The 15,134-nt window shown below is 74.9% G+C and carries 14 protein-coding genes; 1 reads left to right on the top strand and 13 read right to left on the bottom strand.

The genetic code is table 11. The features are described 5' to 3' along the window. Both ABD823_RS22975 and ABD823_RS22970 read right to left on the bottom strand, forming a co-directional pair. A partial coding sequence (locus ABD823_RS22975; RefSeq protein ID WP_344862769.1) for an AAA family ATPase occupies positions 1-1,054 on the bottom strand: 1,054 nt, incomplete at its 3' end. 97 nt (positions 1,055-1,151) lie between these two features. After that, the gene (locus ABD823_RS22970; protein ID WP_344862771.1) at positions 1,152-2,030 is read right to left on the bottom strand and encodes an alpha/beta fold hydrolase; all 879 of its coding nucleotides are present in this window, start codon (positions 2,028-2,030) and stop codon (positions 1,152-1,154) included. 168 nt (positions 2,031-2,198) lie between these two features. On the opposite strand from ABD823_RS22970, the gene ABD823_RS22965 reads away from it, so the two are divergent. Beyond that, the gene (locus ABD823_RS22965) at positions 2,199-4,286 is read left to right on the top strand and encodes an AfsR/SARP family transcriptional regulator (RefSeq protein ID WP_344862773.1); all 2,088 of its coding nucleotides are present in this window, start codon (positions 2,199-2,201) and stop codon (positions 4,284-4,286) included. Positions 4,287-4,335: 49 nt separating this feature from the next. Here the strand turns inward: ABD823_RS22965 and ABD823_RS22960 are convergent, their stop codons facing one another. The 11 genes from ABD823_RS22960 to fliO all read right to left on the bottom strand — a co-directional run bounded on the left by ABD823_RS22960 (position 4,336) and on the right by fliO (position 15,123). Then, the gene (locus ABD823_RS22960) at positions 4,336-5,010 is read right to left on the bottom strand and encodes a tetratricopeptide repeat protein (protein WP_344862775.1); all 675 of its coding nucleotides are present in this window, start codon (positions 5,008-5,010) and stop codon (positions 4,336-4,338) included. Positions 5,011-5,134: 124 nt separating this feature from the next. Then, the gene (locus ABD823_RS22955; protein ID WP_344862777.1) at positions 5,135-6,757 is read right to left on the bottom strand and encodes a DUF2334 domain-containing protein; all 1,623 of its coding nucleotides are present in this window, start codon (positions 6,755-6,757) and stop codon (positions 5,135-5,137) included. 295 nt (positions 6,758-7,052) lie between these two features. Further along, entirely contained in the window at positions 7,053-8,669 is a 1,617-nt protein-coding gene (locus ABD823_RS22950; protein ID WP_344862778.1) for a DUF2334 domain-containing protein, read from the bottom strand. 129 nt (positions 8,670-8,798) lie between these two features. Continuing rightward, positions 8,799-10,046: a glycosyltransferase family 2 protein gene (locus tag ABD823_RS22945; protein WP_344862780.1), complete on the bottom strand. Its 1,248-nt coding sequence runs from the start codon at positions 10,044-10,046 to the stop codon at positions 8,799-8,801. After that, positions 10,043-10,363, bottom strand: coding sequence for a hypothetical protein (locus tag ABD823_RS22940; RefSeq protein WP_344862783.1), 321 nt, complete (start codon positions 10,361-10,363; stop codon positions 10,043-10,045). The genes ABD823_RS22945 and ABD823_RS22940 overlap by 4 nt, the downstream gene beginning before the upstream one ends. Before the next feature lie 478 nt (positions 10,364-10,841). Continuing rightward, positions 10,842-11,222 (bottom strand): HAD family hydrolase, encoded by a 381-nt coding sequence (locus ABD823_RS22935; RefSeq protein WP_344862852.1) that lies wholly within the window; start codon positions 11,220-11,222, stop codon positions 10,842-10,844. A gap of 281 nt (positions 11,223-11,503) precedes the next feature. Beyond that, positions 11,504-12,583, bottom strand: coding sequence for an EscU/YscU/HrcU family type III secretion system export apparatus switch protein (locus tag ABD823_RS22930; protein ID WP_344862785.1), 1,080 nt, complete (start codon positions 12,581-12,583; stop codon positions 11,504-11,506). Next, on the bottom strand, positions 12,580-13,344 hold the full coding sequence (locus ABD823_RS22925) for a flagellar biosynthetic protein FliR (protein WP_344862787.1): 765 nt from the start codon (positions 13,342-13,344) through the stop codon (positions 12,580-12,582). Before ABD823_RS22925 ends, ABD823_RS22930 begins: the two co-directional genes overlap by 4 nt. Before the next feature lie 4 nt (positions 13,345-13,348). Further along, on the bottom strand, positions 13,349-13,624 hold the full coding sequence (gene fliQ / locus ABD823_RS22920) for a flagellar biosynthesis protein FliQ (protein WP_344862789.1): 276 nt from the start codon (positions 13,622-13,624) through the stop codon (positions 13,349-13,351). Positions 13,625-13,654: 30 nt separating this feature from the next. Further along, positions 13,655-14,572, bottom strand: coding sequence for a flagellar type III secretion system pore protein FliP (gene fliP / locus ABD823_RS22915; RefSeq protein ID WP_344862790.1), 918 nt, complete (start codon positions 14,570-14,572; stop codon positions 13,655-13,657). After that, a complete protein-coding gene (gene fliO, locus ABD823_RS22910; protein WP_344862792.1) occupies positions 14,569-15,123 on the bottom strand; it encodes a flagellar biosynthetic protein FliO in 555 nt (184 codons plus the stop codon). Before fliO ends, fliP begins: the two co-directional genes overlap by 4 nt. Positions 15,124-15,134 lie beyond the last annotated feature (11 nt).

Here is a 15,134-nt window from a genome sequence, read left to right as displayed (position 1 = left end):
CAGCCCGGTCCCGGTCTTCGACTCCACCCGCATCCACGCCGAGCGCGCGGTGGACGGCGAGGCGCTGCCCGAGCGGCGCCCGCTGGTAGACGGCGGCGCGGATCAGCGGATGGCGGAAACGGATCGTGGTGCCGTCGGCGTCGCCGCGCAGCACCAGGCCGGCCCGCTCGGCCGGGGACAGGTCCTCGGCGGCCGCCCCCAGCGCGGCGGCGGCGCGCAGGATCACGGCCAGCTCACCGGTCCCGTCGGCCGCCGCCACCAGCAGCAGGCTCTGGCAGGCCTCCGGCATCCGGCTGACCTGGCCGTGGAAGGCCAGTTGCAGACGGCCGGTGAGGGGCAGCGCCCCCGGCGCGAACGCGCTGCCGCCCTCGGCGGCCAGGGCGAGCGGCAGCTCCAGCAGGGCCAGCGGGTTGCCGCCGGCCTCGGCGAGCAGGCGGTAGCGCACGGCGGGCGCGAGCGGGTGCCGGTCGAGCAGGGCCGCGGCCGCCTCCGGAGCCAGCCCGGACAGGCGCAGCTCCGCGAGGCCGGGGGCGGGGAAGGACCCCTCGCCGTCCCGGGCGGCGAAGACCATGACCACGCCCTCGGCGTGCAGGCGCCGGGCGGCGAACAGCAGCGCGTCGCGCGAGGCCCGGTCGAGCCACTGCGCGTCGTCGACGAGGCACAGCAGCCCCGTGCCCTCCGCGTGCTCCGCCAGCAGGGAGAGCACCGCCAGCCCCACCAGCATCGGCTCGGAGCCGGCCGCGGGCCCGAGCCCGAAGGCCGCCTCCAGGGCCTCGCGCTGCGGGCCGGGCAGCGCGGCGAGGGACCCGAGCGCCGGGCGCAGCAGCAGCTGCAGCCCCGAGAACGGCAGCTCCGCCTCGGACTCGATCCCCGTGCCGCGCAGCAGCCGCAGGTCGCCGGCCTCCGCCGCGGCGTGGTCGAGCAACGCCGTCTTGCCGATGCCCGGCTCACCGCGCAGCACCAGCGACGCGCTGGTGCCCGCCCGGGCCCCCGCCAGCAGCCCGGCGAGCGCGTCCTGTTCGGGCTTCCTGCCGTACAACTCCCCCGCGTCCATGATCCGATCCTGGCATCCGTCCGGGGATGCCGGGCACGGGCCCGTACCGTCCCTCCTTCTCGTCCCGCAGCGGCCCGCCGCTTCCGGCCCGGCGGGTTCAGCGGGCGAGCAGGTCCCGCAGCGCCCCGGCGACCACGCCGGGTGCCTCCTCGGCCATGAAGTGGCCGCAGGTGACGGTCGAGTGCCGCAGGTCCGGCGCCCAGGCGCGCCACAGCGCCGCCGCGTCGTAGCCGAGCGCGGCGCCCCAGTCCCGCTGGAGCACGGTGACCGGCATGCGCAGCCGGTTCCCGGCCTCCCGGTCCGCGCGGTCGTGGACGGCGTCGACCCCCGCGGAGGCCCGGTAGTCGGCGACGATCGAGGGGACCGCGGCCCGGCAGGCGTCCAGGTAGGCGGCGCGCACGCCGGCGGGGATCGCCGCCGCGTCACCGCACCACAGGTCCAGGAAATGGCCGAAGAAGTCGTCGGCGACCGCGGTGATCATCCGCTCGGGCAGGCCCGGGGGCTGGGCCATCAGATACAGGTGGAAGCCGACCGCTGCGGCGGTGCCGCGCATCACCTCCCACATGTCCAGGGTCGGCAGCACGTCGAGGCAGGCCAGGTGGGTGACCGCGTCCGGATGGTCGAGCCCGGCGCGGAAGGCCACCAGGGCGCCGCGGTCGTGCCCGGCCAGCGCGAAGCGCCCGTGCCCCAGCTCGCGGGCGAGCGCGACGACGTCGGCGGCCATGGTGCGCTTGGCGTAGGCGGTGCCGTCGGGGTCGGCGGGCTTGTCGCTGGCGCCGTAGCCGCGCAGGTCAGGGCAGATCACGGTGTGGTCGGCCGCGAGGTCGGCGGCGACGTGCCGCCACATCAGGTGGGTCTGCGGGAAGCCGTGCAGCAGCACGATCGGGCTGCCCGAGCCCGCGACGGCCGTGTGCAGGTGCACGCCGTCGGCGACGGGGACGCGCCGGTGGTCGAAGCCGGGGATGGCAGGCGTCATGGTGGTGTGCTCTCTTCCGTGGCTGCGGGGGCGTCCGGGCCCGGTGCCCGGATCACCCCTAGGCTGCCGGGCACCGATGAGCATCCGATCAGCGCGTACCGTTGCCGGGGGGCGGCGCGCCCCGGGCAGAGGCGGTCGCAACGCCGGGGAAGGACGGTCGGAGCGGGAGTGGAAGTCGCATTCGGGGTGCTGGGGCCGGTGTCGGCCTGGGACGGCGCCGGGGACACGATCGTCCTGAAGGGGCCGCGGCACCGTGCGGTGCTGGCCCGGCTGCTCGTCGCCCGCCGCCGCGTCGTCCCGGTCACCCGCCTGGCCGAGGACCTGTGGGAGGACCCGCCGCCGGGCGCGGTGGGCGCGGTCCGCACCTTCGTGGCGGCGCTGCGCCGCGCCCTGGAGCCGGAGCGTCCGCCCCGCGCCCCGGCCCGGCTGCTGGTCACCGAGGGGCCGGGGTACGCGCTGCGCGCCGAACCGGGCGCGGTGGACGCCTGGCGCTTCGAGCAGGCGGTGGCCGACGCCGCGGCGCTCCCGCCCGGGCGGGAGCTCGCCCGGCTGACCGAGGCGCTGGGGTGGTGGCGGGGCCCCGCCTACGCCGAGTTCACCGCCGAGGAGTGGATCCGCGCGGAGCGCTCCCGCCTGGCCGAGCTGCGGCTGCACGCCGTCGAGCGGCTGGCCGGGGCCCGCTTGGCCCTGGGCCGGGCCGCCGAGGCGGTGGCGGACCTGGACGCGCACGTGGCCGGGCACCCCTGGCGCGAGGACGCCTGGCGCCTGCTGGCGCTCGCGCTGTACCGGGCCGGCCGCCAGGGCGACGCGCTCGCGGTGCTGCGCCGGGCGCGCGCCCTCCTGGCCGAGCAGTTGGGCGTGGACCCGGGCCCGGTGCTGCGCCGCCTGGAGGCCGACATCCTGCGCCACGCGCCCGGCCTCGACCCCGGGCCCGCGCCCGCCGAGAGCGCGGCCCGGGTGTGGGCGCAGAGCGCCGCCGCCTACGACCGCGCCGTGCCGTACGGTGCCCGGGCCCGGCTGGAGTCGGCGGTGGACCTGCTGCGCACCCTCGCGGTGACCGGGGGCGGCGGGCTCCAGGACGCCCGGCGGCACCGCGTGGCGGCCGTCGCGGCGGCCGAGGAGCTGGGCGATCCGGAGCTGACCGCCCGCGTGATCGGCGCCTACGACGTCCCGGCGATCTGGACCCGTCTCGACGACCCTCCGCAGGCGGCGCGGATCGTCGCGGCGGCCGAGCGCGCCCTGGCCGCCCTGCCGTCCCGCACGCCCGAGGCGGTCCGGGCCCGGCTGCTGGCCACGATCGCGGTGGAGTCGCGCGGCACCCGCGCGGCGCGCGGCGCCGAGGCGGCCCGGGAGGCCGAGCGGATCGCCCGCCGCCTGGACGACCCCGCGCTGCTGGCCTTCGCGCTCAACGGGGTGTTCATGCAGAGCTTCCACCGCACGGGCCTGGCCCCGCGCCGCGACGCCGTCGGCGCCGAGCTGGTCGACCTGTCCGCCCGGCACGGCCTGGTCGTCTTCGAGGCGCTCGGGCACCTCGTCCGGTTGCAGGCCCGCAGCGCGCTGGCGGACTTCGCGGGGGCCGACGCGCACGCGGCCGCCGCCGACCGGCTGGCCGAGCGCCACGAGCTGCCGCTGCTGGGCGTGTTCACCCGCTGGTACCGGGCGCTGCGGCTGGACGCGGCGCAGGGCGCGCCGTACGGCGAGGCGGAGGCGGCCTACCGGGAGGCCGCCGCACACCTGGACGGCGCCGGCATGCCCGGGCTGGAGCACGGTCTGCCGGCGCTGGCGCTGCTGTGCCTGCGGCTGCGGCACGCGCCGCCCGGCCGGACCGGCGGGGGAGCCGGCCGGGGGAGCGGTCCCGCCGTCCGGAGCGCCCTCCGCGACACCCTCCGCGACACCCGCGGCGGCACCGGCTGGGGCACCGGCTGGGGCACCGGCGCCGACGCCGACTGGGGACCGTACGAGCCCTGGGCCCGTCCCCTGGTGCTGCTGGCCGGGGGCCGGGCCGCCGAGGCCGCGACGGCGCTGCGCGCGGTCCCCGACCCGGCCCCCGGCCTGCTCGCGGAGGCCCTGTGGTGCCTGGCCGCGCGGGCGGCCGTGGCCGTCGGCGACCGCCGGGTCATGGCGCGCGCCCGCGCCGCGCTCGCCCCCGAGGCGGCGGAGCTGGACGGGGCCGGCAGCGCCCTGCTCCCCGCCGGCCCCGTCTCCGCCCATCTCGCCGCCCTCGACGCCGCCCTCGCCGGTCCGGAAGGACCGTGAGGGCGGGGACGCGGCGGCTCACCCGGCGGGCCGGAGCGCGCGCCCCGGCTCATCCCGCGTACTCGGGGCTCATCGCGGCGGCGATGGCCAGGTGGGGGGCCGCCGCCTCCGCCTTGCCCTGTCTCTGCAACGTGCGTCCGAGCAGGTGGCGGGCGTACGAGTCGTCGGGCGCCTCGGCGACCAGGGGCTCCAGCGCGGCGGCGGCCCGGCCGAGCTGCGCGGAGGCGTAGTAGGCGCGGGCGGCGAGCAGGCGGATGCCGCGGTCCTCGCCGTGCTCGTCCAGCAGGGGGCGGAGCAGGGTGAGGGCGCCCAGCGGGTCGCGCCGGTCCAGCAGCGACTCGGCGTGCCGGAACCGCTCGACCTCCTCGGCGCCGCCGGCCAGCGCCTCGGCGGCGCCGGGGAACCCGGCCCCGTCCGCGGCGCGCTCCAGCACCCGAGGGTCGCTGATGTCGAGGGCGTCGATGAAGTAGGCGCGCAGGACGCCTTCGACCACCGCGTCCTGCAGGGCGGAGCCGCCGCGCTCGTAGGCGAGGGCCGCCAGGCGGTGCGCGTCGCGGCTGCCGGCCCGCCAGGCGGCGCCCCAGCGGGGGCCGAGCCCCTCGGCGGCGGCGATCTCGGCGATGCGCGCCCTGTTCTCCCGGGGGGACAGGCCCGGCGCGCAGGCGCGCAGCACCTCGTCGGCCCGCGGGTCGCGGAGCAGGTCCTCCATGGGGGTGCCGGGCACGGGCGCGGTGGGATCCATCAGGAAGGGCCGCCGGGACACGGGCCGGCGCGTGTGCCCGCACGCCGTCCCGGCCCGTGCCGCCGCGGGGCGCGTGCCCCTGCGGGCCGGATCGGCCCGGGCCCGCCTACAGCGCGGAGGCCGGCACGAAGGTGTAGCCGAGCCTCTTGATGCCGTCGACCGTCTCCAGCAGCCACTTCGTGCCCAGGTACGGGTGGTAGAAGAAGCTGGCCACGCCGTCGCGGACCACCAGGTTGGCCTCGGCCGCCTCGGCCAGGTCGCCCGGGAGCACCGACGGGTGGTTGTTGTAGCCCTTGGGGATCAGGTTGCCGATGTTCTCCGGGACCACCTTGGAGCCGTAGACGTCGGTGACGGTGTACGGGAAGAACTGCCCGGCCATGTGCTCGTACCGCACGGCCGTGCCGGACAGGGTGCCGGCGAAGTAGAGGCTGCGCTCGTAGCGGGCGGCGAACCCGGCCCGGCGCACGGCCTCGTAGTCGACGGCCGAGCCGGCGTAGTGCGGGAACTCGAAGTACCTCGGCACCGGCAGGCCGGCCCGCCGGAACTCCGTCTTCATCCTGCCGATCCGGTCCGCGGCCCAGGCCGGGGAGTCCTCGGCCACGGGGCCGTCGTAGCGGACGTAGTTCTGCTCGTCGACGTGGGCGGTGTAGAACTCGAAGTCGTCGCCGCTGGTGCCGTTGTAGGGGTTGGGGGCGTCGGTGTACTGGTGGGTGTAGCCGTGGGCGATCATCGTGCCGCCGTTGGCGAGCATGTACTTGATCGCCGCGACCACCAGGGGCCGCTGCCGGAGCGTGACGGTCGTGCCCGGCTCCTTGTAGACGGTGTAGACGCCGAAGGAGTAGGGGATCCTGCGCTTCTTCAGCTCCCGGGCGATCTTCAGCAGCTCGGCGGGGTCGGCGTTGGGGCCGATGTCCTCCAGGCGGACCAGGGCCCGGTGCCGTTCCTCGGTGCCCGGGGCGAGCACGTCGAACAGCAGGTCGGAGAAGGCCAGGTAGCGGTCGGTCGCCGTGGTGTAGGCGAAGGGGATCTCGCCGATGTAGGTGAGGTTGCGCGAGCGCAGCGCCCACGGGAACGTCGTGCCGTCGTCGCGCACCGCGGTGGCCAGCACCTCGGCCTTGCTCCGGTCGACGGCGGAGTAGTCCATCACGCCGGAGGCGTTGCGGGTGTCGCGGGTGACCTTGCGGTCCTTGTAGACGACCGTGCCGACGGCGCTGAAGTCGAACTGCCGCCACATCCAGCCGTAGTCGGCGGCGAAGGCGGGGGTGGAGGCGGTGAGCTGCCAGATGTTGTGGTTCATCCAGACCACCGGGCGCTCGGCGGAGCGCACGTCGGCCAGGAACGCCTCGGGCAGCGGCTCGTCGTAGGTGGAGCCGACGTAGACGACCGCGGTGAAGCCGTCCATCCTGCCGGCGGTGTACTCCCCGACCGGCAGCGCGGTGTAGGAGCCGAAGTGACCGGTGAGGTTGGCGGCCTGGGCGCCGTACAGCTCGCCCAGCCAGCCCCACGGGCCGGTGGTGTCGTACAGCACGAGCGTGGAGCGGCCGGTGCCGGCCTGCCCGCCGGTGAACCCCCCGGCCGCGGCGGCCGTCGAGGGCCGTGCCGCGGCGGAGGCGGCGGGCGGGGCCGCGGCGGCCGCCTGCGGGCCGAGACCGGTGACCAGCAGGAGGACGGCCGACAGGAGCACCGGCAGGGAGGACAGGGCGGCCCTGCGGCGGGACGGGACGGGCATACGGGAGGACCCCCACGACGGAAGTGAGCGGTGCCTGCGCCGGCACCGCGTGACTGGTCTGCGGGTCCGGTCTCGCCACTTGCTCCCCGGAACGGCTAGGCGGCCGAATTCCTACGTGCGCCGTGCGGCGCCGTTGAGGTCGTCCCGGATCATCACTCACCCTATGGATCGCACGGTATATGCCCCTACCTGCGATTTCTCCCCCAGGGTAACTTTCCGTCACCAAAGGAGCAAGTCGATCAGCGGATCCTTCACGGAGCGCGACGCGGGGTGCGGAGCGCGGCCCGCACCCGCGCTACATCGCGGAGGCCGGCACGAAGGTGTAGCCGAGCTTCTCGATGCCGTCGATGATCTCGATGAGCCGCCCGGTGCCCAGGTACGGGTGGTAGAAGAAGCTGGCCACGCCGTCGCGGACCACCAGGTTGGCCTCGGCCGCCTCGGCCAGGTCGCCCGGGAGCACCGACGGGTGGTTGTTGTAGCCCTTGGGGATCAGGTTGCCGATGTTCTCCGGGACCACCTTGGAGCCGTAGACGTCGGTGACGGTGTACGGGAAGAACTGCCCGGCCGCGTGCTCGTACCGCACGGCCGTGCCGGACAGGGTGCCCGCGAAGTACATGCCGCGCTCGTAGCGGACGGCGAAGCGCGAGCGGACCGCGCGGTAGTCCTCGGCGGACCCGGCGTAGTGCGGGAACTCGAAGATCGTCGGCACCGGCAGGCCGGCCGCGCGGAACTCCCGCGCCGCGGCGTCGAGCCGGCCCTGCGCCCAGGCGAAGGAGTCCCCGGCGACGGGACCGTCGTAGACGACGTAGTCGTCGTCGTCGACGTGCGTGGCGTAGAACTCGAAGTCGTCGCCGCTGGCGCCGTTGTAGGGGTTGGGGGCGTCGGTGTACTGGTGGGTGTAGCCATGCATGATCATCGTGCCGCCGCCCGCGAGCATGTACTCGATCGCCGCCACGACCTCCGGCCGGTCCCGCAGGCGGATCTCCACGCCGTTCTCCGGCTCCTTGTGCACCGGGTAGACGCCGAAGGAGTAGGGGATCCCGCGCTTCTTCAGCTCGGTGGCGATCGCCATCAGGTCCCCGGGGTCGGCGGCGGGGCCGATGTCCTCCAGGCGGACCAGGGCCCGGTGCCGCTCGGCCGTCTCCGGGGCGAGCGCGTCGAACAGCAGGTCGCAGAAGGCCAGGTAGCGGTCGGTGGCCGTGGTGTAGGCGAAGGGCATCTCGCCGACGTAGGTGAGGTTGCGCGAGCGCACCGCCCAGGGCAGGCGGGTGCCGTCGGCCCGCACGGCGGTGGCCGGCACCTCGGCCCTGCCCTCGTCGAGCACGGAGTAGGCCATCACCCCGGAGGGGTTGGATGCGTCCCGGGTGAGGGTGCGGCCCTTGTAGACGACCGTGCCGATCTCGCCCTCGTCGTAGCGGTACGGCATCCAGCCGTAGTCGGCGGCGAAGGTGGGGCTGGAGGCGGCCAGCCGCCAGATGTTGTGCCCGAGCCAGACCACCGGCCGCTCGGCGGAGCGCACGTCGGCCAGGAACGCCTCGGGCAGCGGCTCGTCGTAGGTGGAGCCGACGTAGACGACCGCGGTGAAGCCGTCCATCGTCCCGGCGGTGTACTCCCCGACCGGCAGCGCGGTGTAGGAGCCGAAGTGGCCGGCGAGGTTGGCGGCCTGGGTCGCGTACAGCTCCGCGGTGTGCGCCCACTCGCCGGTGGTGTCGTACAGCACGAGCGTGGAGCGGCCGGTGCCGGCCGGCCCGCCGGTGCGGCCCCCGGCCGGGCCGCTCTCCTGGGCGACGGCCACCGGCTGCCCGATCGGGCCGGCGAGCACCAGCAGCGCGGCGGACAGCGCCGCCAGCAGCAGCGGGACCACCGCGTGGGCGCGGAGGAAGATGCGTGACGATCGTGACGGTGCGGTCATGTCCATCCCGGTACGGAGCGGCGGTCGGGTCGGGGATCCGGGCCGCGCGGAGCGGCCGGGGCGGGCCGGGGATCCGGGCCGTGAGAGGCGGATCAGGGGTCCGGGCCGGGCGGGGCGGCCGGAGGCCGGTCAGGTGCGGGCGGTCTTGAGCCAGGTCTGGCGGCCGGAGGCGGCGCGTCCCACCGCCCACCAGCCCGCGGCGAACCACTGGTAGCCGTAGAGCACGAACGCGTGCCCCAGCAGCAGGCAGCGGAGCAGGCCGAGCTCGCGGTCGCGCCGCCAGTAGACGTAGCCGTAGACCAGGCCGACGCCGAACGACAGCGCGTACCAGACGGCGAACACGGCCGGGGAGACCACGCTCCCACCCGCCCGGACCGAGGCCAGGACCAGGGCCAGGCCGGAGGCGAGGAACGCCGGCGGCAGCAGCGAGGTCAGCAGCAGGAACCACGGGCTGAGCAGGTGGTAGACCAGGTCCGGCGCGGCCTTGGCCGGCGCGCGGCGCACCACGAGCGGCAGCAGCCTGCCGGCCTGCAGGTGGCCCTGGAACCAGCGCGAGCGCTGCCGCACCAGCCGCCTGGGCGACAGGACCGCCTGCTGGTGCACGGCGGTGGTGGGGCAGAAGCGGTTGCGCCGGCCGGTGGCGAGCATGCGCACGCCCAGGTCGAGGTCCTCCGTCAGGCAGTCGCTCCACGGGTCGGCGCCCAGCGCGGTGAGCGCGCTCAGCCGCATGAACTGGCCGTTGCCGCCGAGGCCGACGCTGTCCAGGTGGCGGCGGCCGTTCTGGAAGACGTCGGTGTAGACGACGAACTCCATGTCCTGCAGCCGGGCCAGCAGGCCGGCGTGCCGGTTGTACATCCGCACCCCGATCTGGACCGCGCCCGTGGCGGGGTCGGCGAAGTACGGCGTGACCTCGGCGAGCGCGTCGGTGTCCAGGCGCCCGTCGGCGTCGAGCACGCACACGACGACCTGGTCGGGGTCGCGGCCGGCCAGCAGGCCGGAGCCGAGCAGGTGGGCCAGGCCGGCGTTGAGGGCGGCGCCCTTGCCGCGGCGGGCCTCCGGCAGGGTGCGCCGCAGCAGCCAGATGCGCTCGTCCTCGGCGGCGGCGGCCCGGACGATGTCGGGGGTGGCGTCGGAGGAGGCGTCGTCGACGACCAGCACCGCGAGGTCGCCGGGCAGGGCGCGCAGCCGCTGCAGGCTGGCGGCGAGCACCTTCTCCTCGTCCAGGCAGGCCATGAGGAAGACGAAGAACGGCGCCGGCGCGGCGGGCGCGGCGGGGCGGCGCACACCCCGCGACAGCAGGAACATCACGCCGGTGTAGCCGAGCCCGAGCACGATGACCGCGGAGCTCAGCCACAGCAGGACGCTCGCCGCGGTCATCGCAGCGCCTCCGCACCGGCGCGGGTGCCGTCGGGGGTGACGGCGGCGTGCCGGGCGGCCGGCAGCGCGCGGCGCCGGCGGACGGCGTCGGCGCCGCGCAGCACGGCACCGGCGGCCAGCAGGGCGGTCATGACCAGCAGGAAGATCCCGAAGCCCGCGCCGGTGACCATGAGCAGGGCGCGGGCCGCGTCCACGGCGGCCGGCAGGACGGCGCCGGAGGTCCCGGCGGCCTGTTCGCCGGAGGGCAGGGCGGTCCAGGCGGCGGAGACCGCGCCCATCCCGGCCCCGGTGAACGCCAGGGCGCTGCCGGAGTACATCTCAGGCACCTCCGGCGGTCGCGCGGAGGGCGGAGGCGGGGCGCGGGGCGCGCGAGGGCGGCGCGGGGCGGGCGGGCATACGAGACTCCACGGCGGACGAACCCGGACGCCTCCGCGAGGAGGGAGGCGTCAGACGACTGACGGGTTCGGTCTCGCCATTGGCTCCCCGGAACGGCTAGGCGGCCGAATTCCTACGTGCGCCCGCAGGCGTCGTTGAGGCCGTCCCGGATCATCGCGTACCCGATGAACGCCGCAGGTATATGCCCCTACCTGCGGCTTCCCGGTCACACTAACTCTGCGTCACCAAAATCGCAAACCGGGCTCAAAAAATATCACGTAGCGTGATGAACACGCAGAGTGACAGATGGTGATCACTCGGAGCGTGGAGACGCGGCCGGGCAGGCCCGCCGCGGCCCGGCCGGAGGCACCACCGCAGGGCCGCCCGCGGCCCCCGAACACGCCGAGGTCCATGAGCCGGTCAGGCGTCCGTGCATGGCAGGCGGCCGGGGAGGCCGGTGAGGCGTTCGATGCGCAGCACCGTCTCGTCCGCCGTCGGCGACGGCTCACCGGTGACGAAGTCGACGCCGCGGTCCAGCCAGATGCCGGTGAGCCCGGCGAGGGCGGCCGCGTCCACGTCGCTTTCCAGCATGCCGCCCACGTTGACCGCCTGCGCGGGATCCGCCCGCATCCACCGGCAGGCCGCGGCGTAGGCGGCGGGCTTGGCCACCCCGAGCTCGGTCGGGGTCAGGACGGCGTCGAAGTACCCCAGGAGGCCGAAGCGGGTGAGCCTGGCGCGCTGCTGCCCGGGGTCCCCGTTGGCGAGAACGACCGGACGCGGCCGTCGGGGAAGCCGCTCCAGGGCCTGCAGGCAGGGCCGGAAGCGTCCACCACAGCGCCGCCGGCTCCTCCGGTGAAGCCGTCGCGTTCGGCGCGGCCCGGACGATCCGGCCGATCGCTTCCCGGACCGCGCTTCGATGGTCGACCAGAGCGCCGTCCAGATCGAAGAAGGTCACATCCGCCATGGAGTGATCCTCCCCGGCGCCCGCCCTCCCCGGCCGGCCGCGACCCCAGGGCGTGGACCACGCTCCCTCCTCGGCTCGGCGAGTCCCCGCCGAGTGCGCGAGAAGGCCCCGGCGGGCGTCAGGCGGCCAGGCGGTGCACGCCGGCCGCGGAGCCCCTGGCCTTGAGCGTCATCACGAAGGCCAGCACCTTGGCGACCGCGCCGTACATCTCGGCCGGGATCTCCTGGCCGATGTCGCAGGCCTTGTGCAGCGCACGGGCCAGCGGGACGTCCTGCACCATCGGCACGCGGTTCTCGGCGGCGATCTCGCGGATCTTCGCCGCGACGGCGCCGGCGCCCTTGGCGACCACGCGGGGCGCGCCCTTGGCCGGGTCGTAGCGCAGCGCCACCGCGACGTGGGTCGGGTTGACCAGGACCACGTCGGCGGTGGGCACGTCGGCCATCATGCGGTTGCGGGCCATCGCCTGCTGGCGGGCGCGGATCTGCCCCTTGACGTGCGGGTCGCCCTCGGAGCGCTTGTGCTCCTCCTTGACCTCCTGCTTGGTCATCTTCAGCTGCTTGCCGATGCGGCGGCGCGCCATCGCGTAGTCGGCGGCGGCCAGCGCCAGGCCGGCGGCGCCCGCCCAGCGCAGCAGCGACATGATGGCGTCGCCGGTGCTCGACAGCAGCACGCCCAGCGGCAGGGAACCGGAGGCCATCAGGACCGGGATCAGGTCGCGCACGGACATGTAGGCGATGCCGGTCAGCACCGCGGTCTTCAGCAGCGCCTTGGCGCTCTCCCACAGCGCCTGGCCGCCGAACATGCGCTTGATGCCCTGCAGCGGGTTGAGCCGCTTGAGCTGCGGCTTGAACAGCTTGCTGGCCGGCTTCAGACCGCCCTGGAACGCCGCGGCGGCGAGCGTCACGACGATGGTGGCCGCCGCGATCGGCGCGATCGCCAGCAGGGCGTCGCCGAGGCCGGCGATGAGGATCCTCAGGCCCACGGCCGGGTCGGGGTTCTCGACGACCTCGCCCACGCGGAGCATCATGTCCTCCGCGGCCCCGACCGCGTTCTCCAGCACCATCGGCAGGAGCAGGCCCGCCGCCAGCATCGACGCCCACGACCCGAAGTCCGGCGTCCGGGCGATCTGCCCTTCCTTCTGCGCGTCCTTCTTCTTCTTCGCTGTGGGCTGCTCGGTCTTCTCGCCGCCGCCGCTCATCCGTTCGCCAGTCCCGTCATCATGCGCACCGCGCGGTCGGTCAGCCCGTCGATCACACCGGGCAGCACCGAGATGGCGATGCCGGCCAGGGCCATGGTGAGGAAGATCTTGACCGGGAAGCCGATCGCGAAGATGTTCATCGCCGGGGCCGCCTTGCTGAGCAGGCCGAGCGCGGCGTCGGCGACGAACAGCACCGCGATGAGCGGCCCGGCGACCTGCAGCGCCGAGACGAACATCTCGGTCAGGCCGTCGGTGACCAGGTTGCTGAGGGTCTCCAGGGACAGGGTGCCGTCCAGCGGGAGCAGCCGGTACGTCTGGGTGAAGCCCAGCAGCACGAACTGGTAGCCGCCGCTGACCAGCAGCAGGGTGGTGCAGAGCAGCCCGTAGAACTTGCCGAACACCGAGTTGGCGGAGCCCGTCGCGGGGTCGAAGGCGGTGGCCAGGGAGAAACCGCCGAAGATGTCGATGAGGTCGCCCGCGGCCTGCACGGCGGCGAACACCAGCGCGGTGAGGAACCCGAAGGCGACACCCGCGACGACCTGCTCGACGGAGGCGACCAGCACGCCGGCGCCGGAGAGCTCGGGCAGGTCCCCGGCCAGCCGGGGGGCCAGCGGCAGCGCGATCGCCAGCGCCAGCAGCGCCTTGACCGCACCGGGGATCGCCCGGTTGCTGAACGGCGGGCTGACCAGCAGCCAGGCCGCCGAGCGGACCGAGGCCAGCAGCAGCGCCATCAGCATGTCCTGCGACAGCAACCCCTCCATCGGCTCAGCCGCCGTGGATGAGCTGCGGGACCTGGTCGAACAGCTGGGTGGTGAAGGCCACGGTCTCGTGCAGCATCCAGTTGCCGCTGAAGATCAGCGCCACCGCCACCCCGGCCGCCTTGGGCACGAAGGAGAGCGTGACCTCCTGGATCTGCGTCACCGACTGGAACAGCGAGATCAGGAAGCCGATGAGCAGCGCGGTCACCAAGATGGGGGCGCCCAGCTTGACGGCCAGCGTCATGGCCTGCGTGCCGATGTGCAGGACCTGGGTGTCGGTCACGGTCGTCGGATCCCTTGTCTACGCGGACGGCTACTGGTAACTGCCGACCAGGGACGTCACGATGAGTCCCCAGCCGTTGACGAGCACGAAGAGCAGGAGCTTGAAGGGCATCGCCACCGTGACCGGTGGGAGCATCATCATGCCCATCGACATCAGGGCCGCCGAGATGACCAGATCGATGATGAGGAACGGCACGTAGATGACGAAGCCGATGATGAACGCGGCCCGCAGCTCCGACAGCACGAACGCCGGGATGAGCGTGGTCATCGGCACCGCGTCGGCGTTGGCCGGCTTCGGCTGGTCGGCGATCTTGGTGAAGAGCGCCAGGTCGTCCTTGCGGGTGTGCTCGGTCAGGAACTCCCGGATCGGCGGGGTCGCGGCCTCGACGGCCTGCGAGACGCTCTTCTCACCCTTGAGGTAGGGCTGGACCGCCTTGTCGTTCACGTCCGAGGCGACCGGGCCCATGATGAACAGGCTGATGAAGATCGCCAGGCCGGCCAGGACCTGGTTCGGCGGGACGTTCGACAGGCCCAGGGCGTTGCGGGTGATGCTCAGCACCACGAAGATCTTGGTGAAGCTGGTGCAGAGCAGCAGGATCGCCGGCGCCACCGACAGCACCGTCAGCCCCAGCAGCAGGACGACCGACTGGCTGGGCTTGCCGCCCACCCCGTTGATGTCCACCGTGACCGAGTCCTCACCGGGACCGGTCGGGCCCTCGGGACCGGACGGGCCGGGCGTGGGCGCGGCCAGCGGGGCGAGCGCGAGCGCCCGCGCGGCGGAGGCCGTACCGGCCGGGACCGCGGAGACCTCGCCGGCGACCGCGGTGGCGGAGACCGGGGCGGTGGCGGGCCGCGCCGGCCCGGTGGCCGCCGAGGCCGCCGACGCGCCGAGCACGAGCGTGCCGGCCACGGCCAGGCCGGTCACGGCCAGGCTGAGGATGCGCTTCATGAGTTGCGAGCCGTCCGTTCGCGCAGGAGTTCCAGGGCGGTCTTCCAGGTCTGGGGCGACAGCGCCGACCCGGCCAGGGTGCCGGGGGCGGCCGGGCCGCCGCCGTCCGCGCCGGCCTTCACGCCCGCCTTCACAGCGGGCCTCGCGCCGGGCCGCAGGGCGGCCAGCGAGCGGGGCAGCGAGCCGATCCCCGGGCGGGGGCCCTGCCCGGCCGCCCCGCCGTCAACCGGAGAGGAGTCGGCTGACGGGAGGGCGACCGGCAGGGAGACGGGGACACGCTCCTCGGCCTGCTCGCCGTAGCGCTCCACCGCCGCCAGGTCCGCCTCCGCCAGGAGGGTGACCTGGCCGTCGGTCACGCCGAGCACCAGGGCCCGGTCGGTGACCCGGACGACCGCGACGGAGGAGTTGCGCGACAGCTGCTGGCGGGCCAGCACGCTGAGCACCCCGGCGCCCCGCCCCGACAGCGGCTTGCGCGCCATCTTCGACAGCCCCCACACCAGGAGCAGGACGACCAGGAGGGAGAAGGTGATCCTCAGAACGGTCTCGATCATTGCGGAGTGCT

This window comes from Planomonospora alba, assembly GCF_039534085.1.
Lineage (GTDB): Bacteria > Actinomycetota > Actinomycetes > Streptosporangiales > Streptosporangiaceae > Planomonospora_B > Planomonospora_B alba.
Note: the sequence above shows the minus strand (reverse complement) of the source record. Positions and strands in the feature narration are given on the sequence as shown.

Excerpts from the sequence above, each read along its gene's own strand:
- fliO (WP_344862792.1), bottom strand. The coding sequence starts at position 15,123 with ATGATCGAGACCGTTCTGAGGATCACCTTCTCCCTCCTGGTCGTCCTG.
- ABD823_RS22955 (WP_344862777.1), bottom strand. The coding sequence starts at position 6,757 with ATGCCCGTCCCGTCCCGCCGCAGGGCCGCCCTGTCCTCCCTGCCGGTG.
- fliP (WP_344862790.1), bottom strand. The coding sequence starts at position 14,572 with ATGAAGCGCATCCTCAGCCTGGCCGTGACCGGCCTGGCCGTGGCCGGC.
- ABD823_RS22930 (WP_344862785.1), bottom strand. The coding sequence starts at position 12,583 with ATGAGCGGCGGCGGCGAGAAGACCGAGCAGCCCACAGCGAAGAAGAAG.
- ABD823_RS22940 (WP_344862783.1), bottom strand. The coding sequence starts at position 10,363 with ATGTACTCCGGCAGCGCCCTGGCGTTCACCGGGGCCGGGATGGGCGCG.
- ABD823_RS22925 (WP_344862787.1), bottom strand. The coding sequence starts at position 13,344 with ATGGAGGGGTTGCTGTCGCAGGACATGCTGATGGCGCTGCTGCTGGCC.
- ABD823_RS22945 (WP_344862780.1), bottom strand. The coding sequence starts at position 10,046 with ATGACCGCGGCGAGCGTCCTGCTGTGGCTGAGCTCCGCGGTCATCGTG.
- ABD823_RS22970 (WP_344862771.1), bottom strand. The coding sequence starts at position 2,030 with ATGACGCCTGCCATCCCCGGCTTCGACCACCGGCGCGTCCCCGTCGCC.
- ABD823_RS22950 (WP_344862778.1), bottom strand. The coding sequence starts at position 8,669 with ATGACCGCACCGTCACGATCGTCACGCATCTTCCTCCGCGCCCACGCG.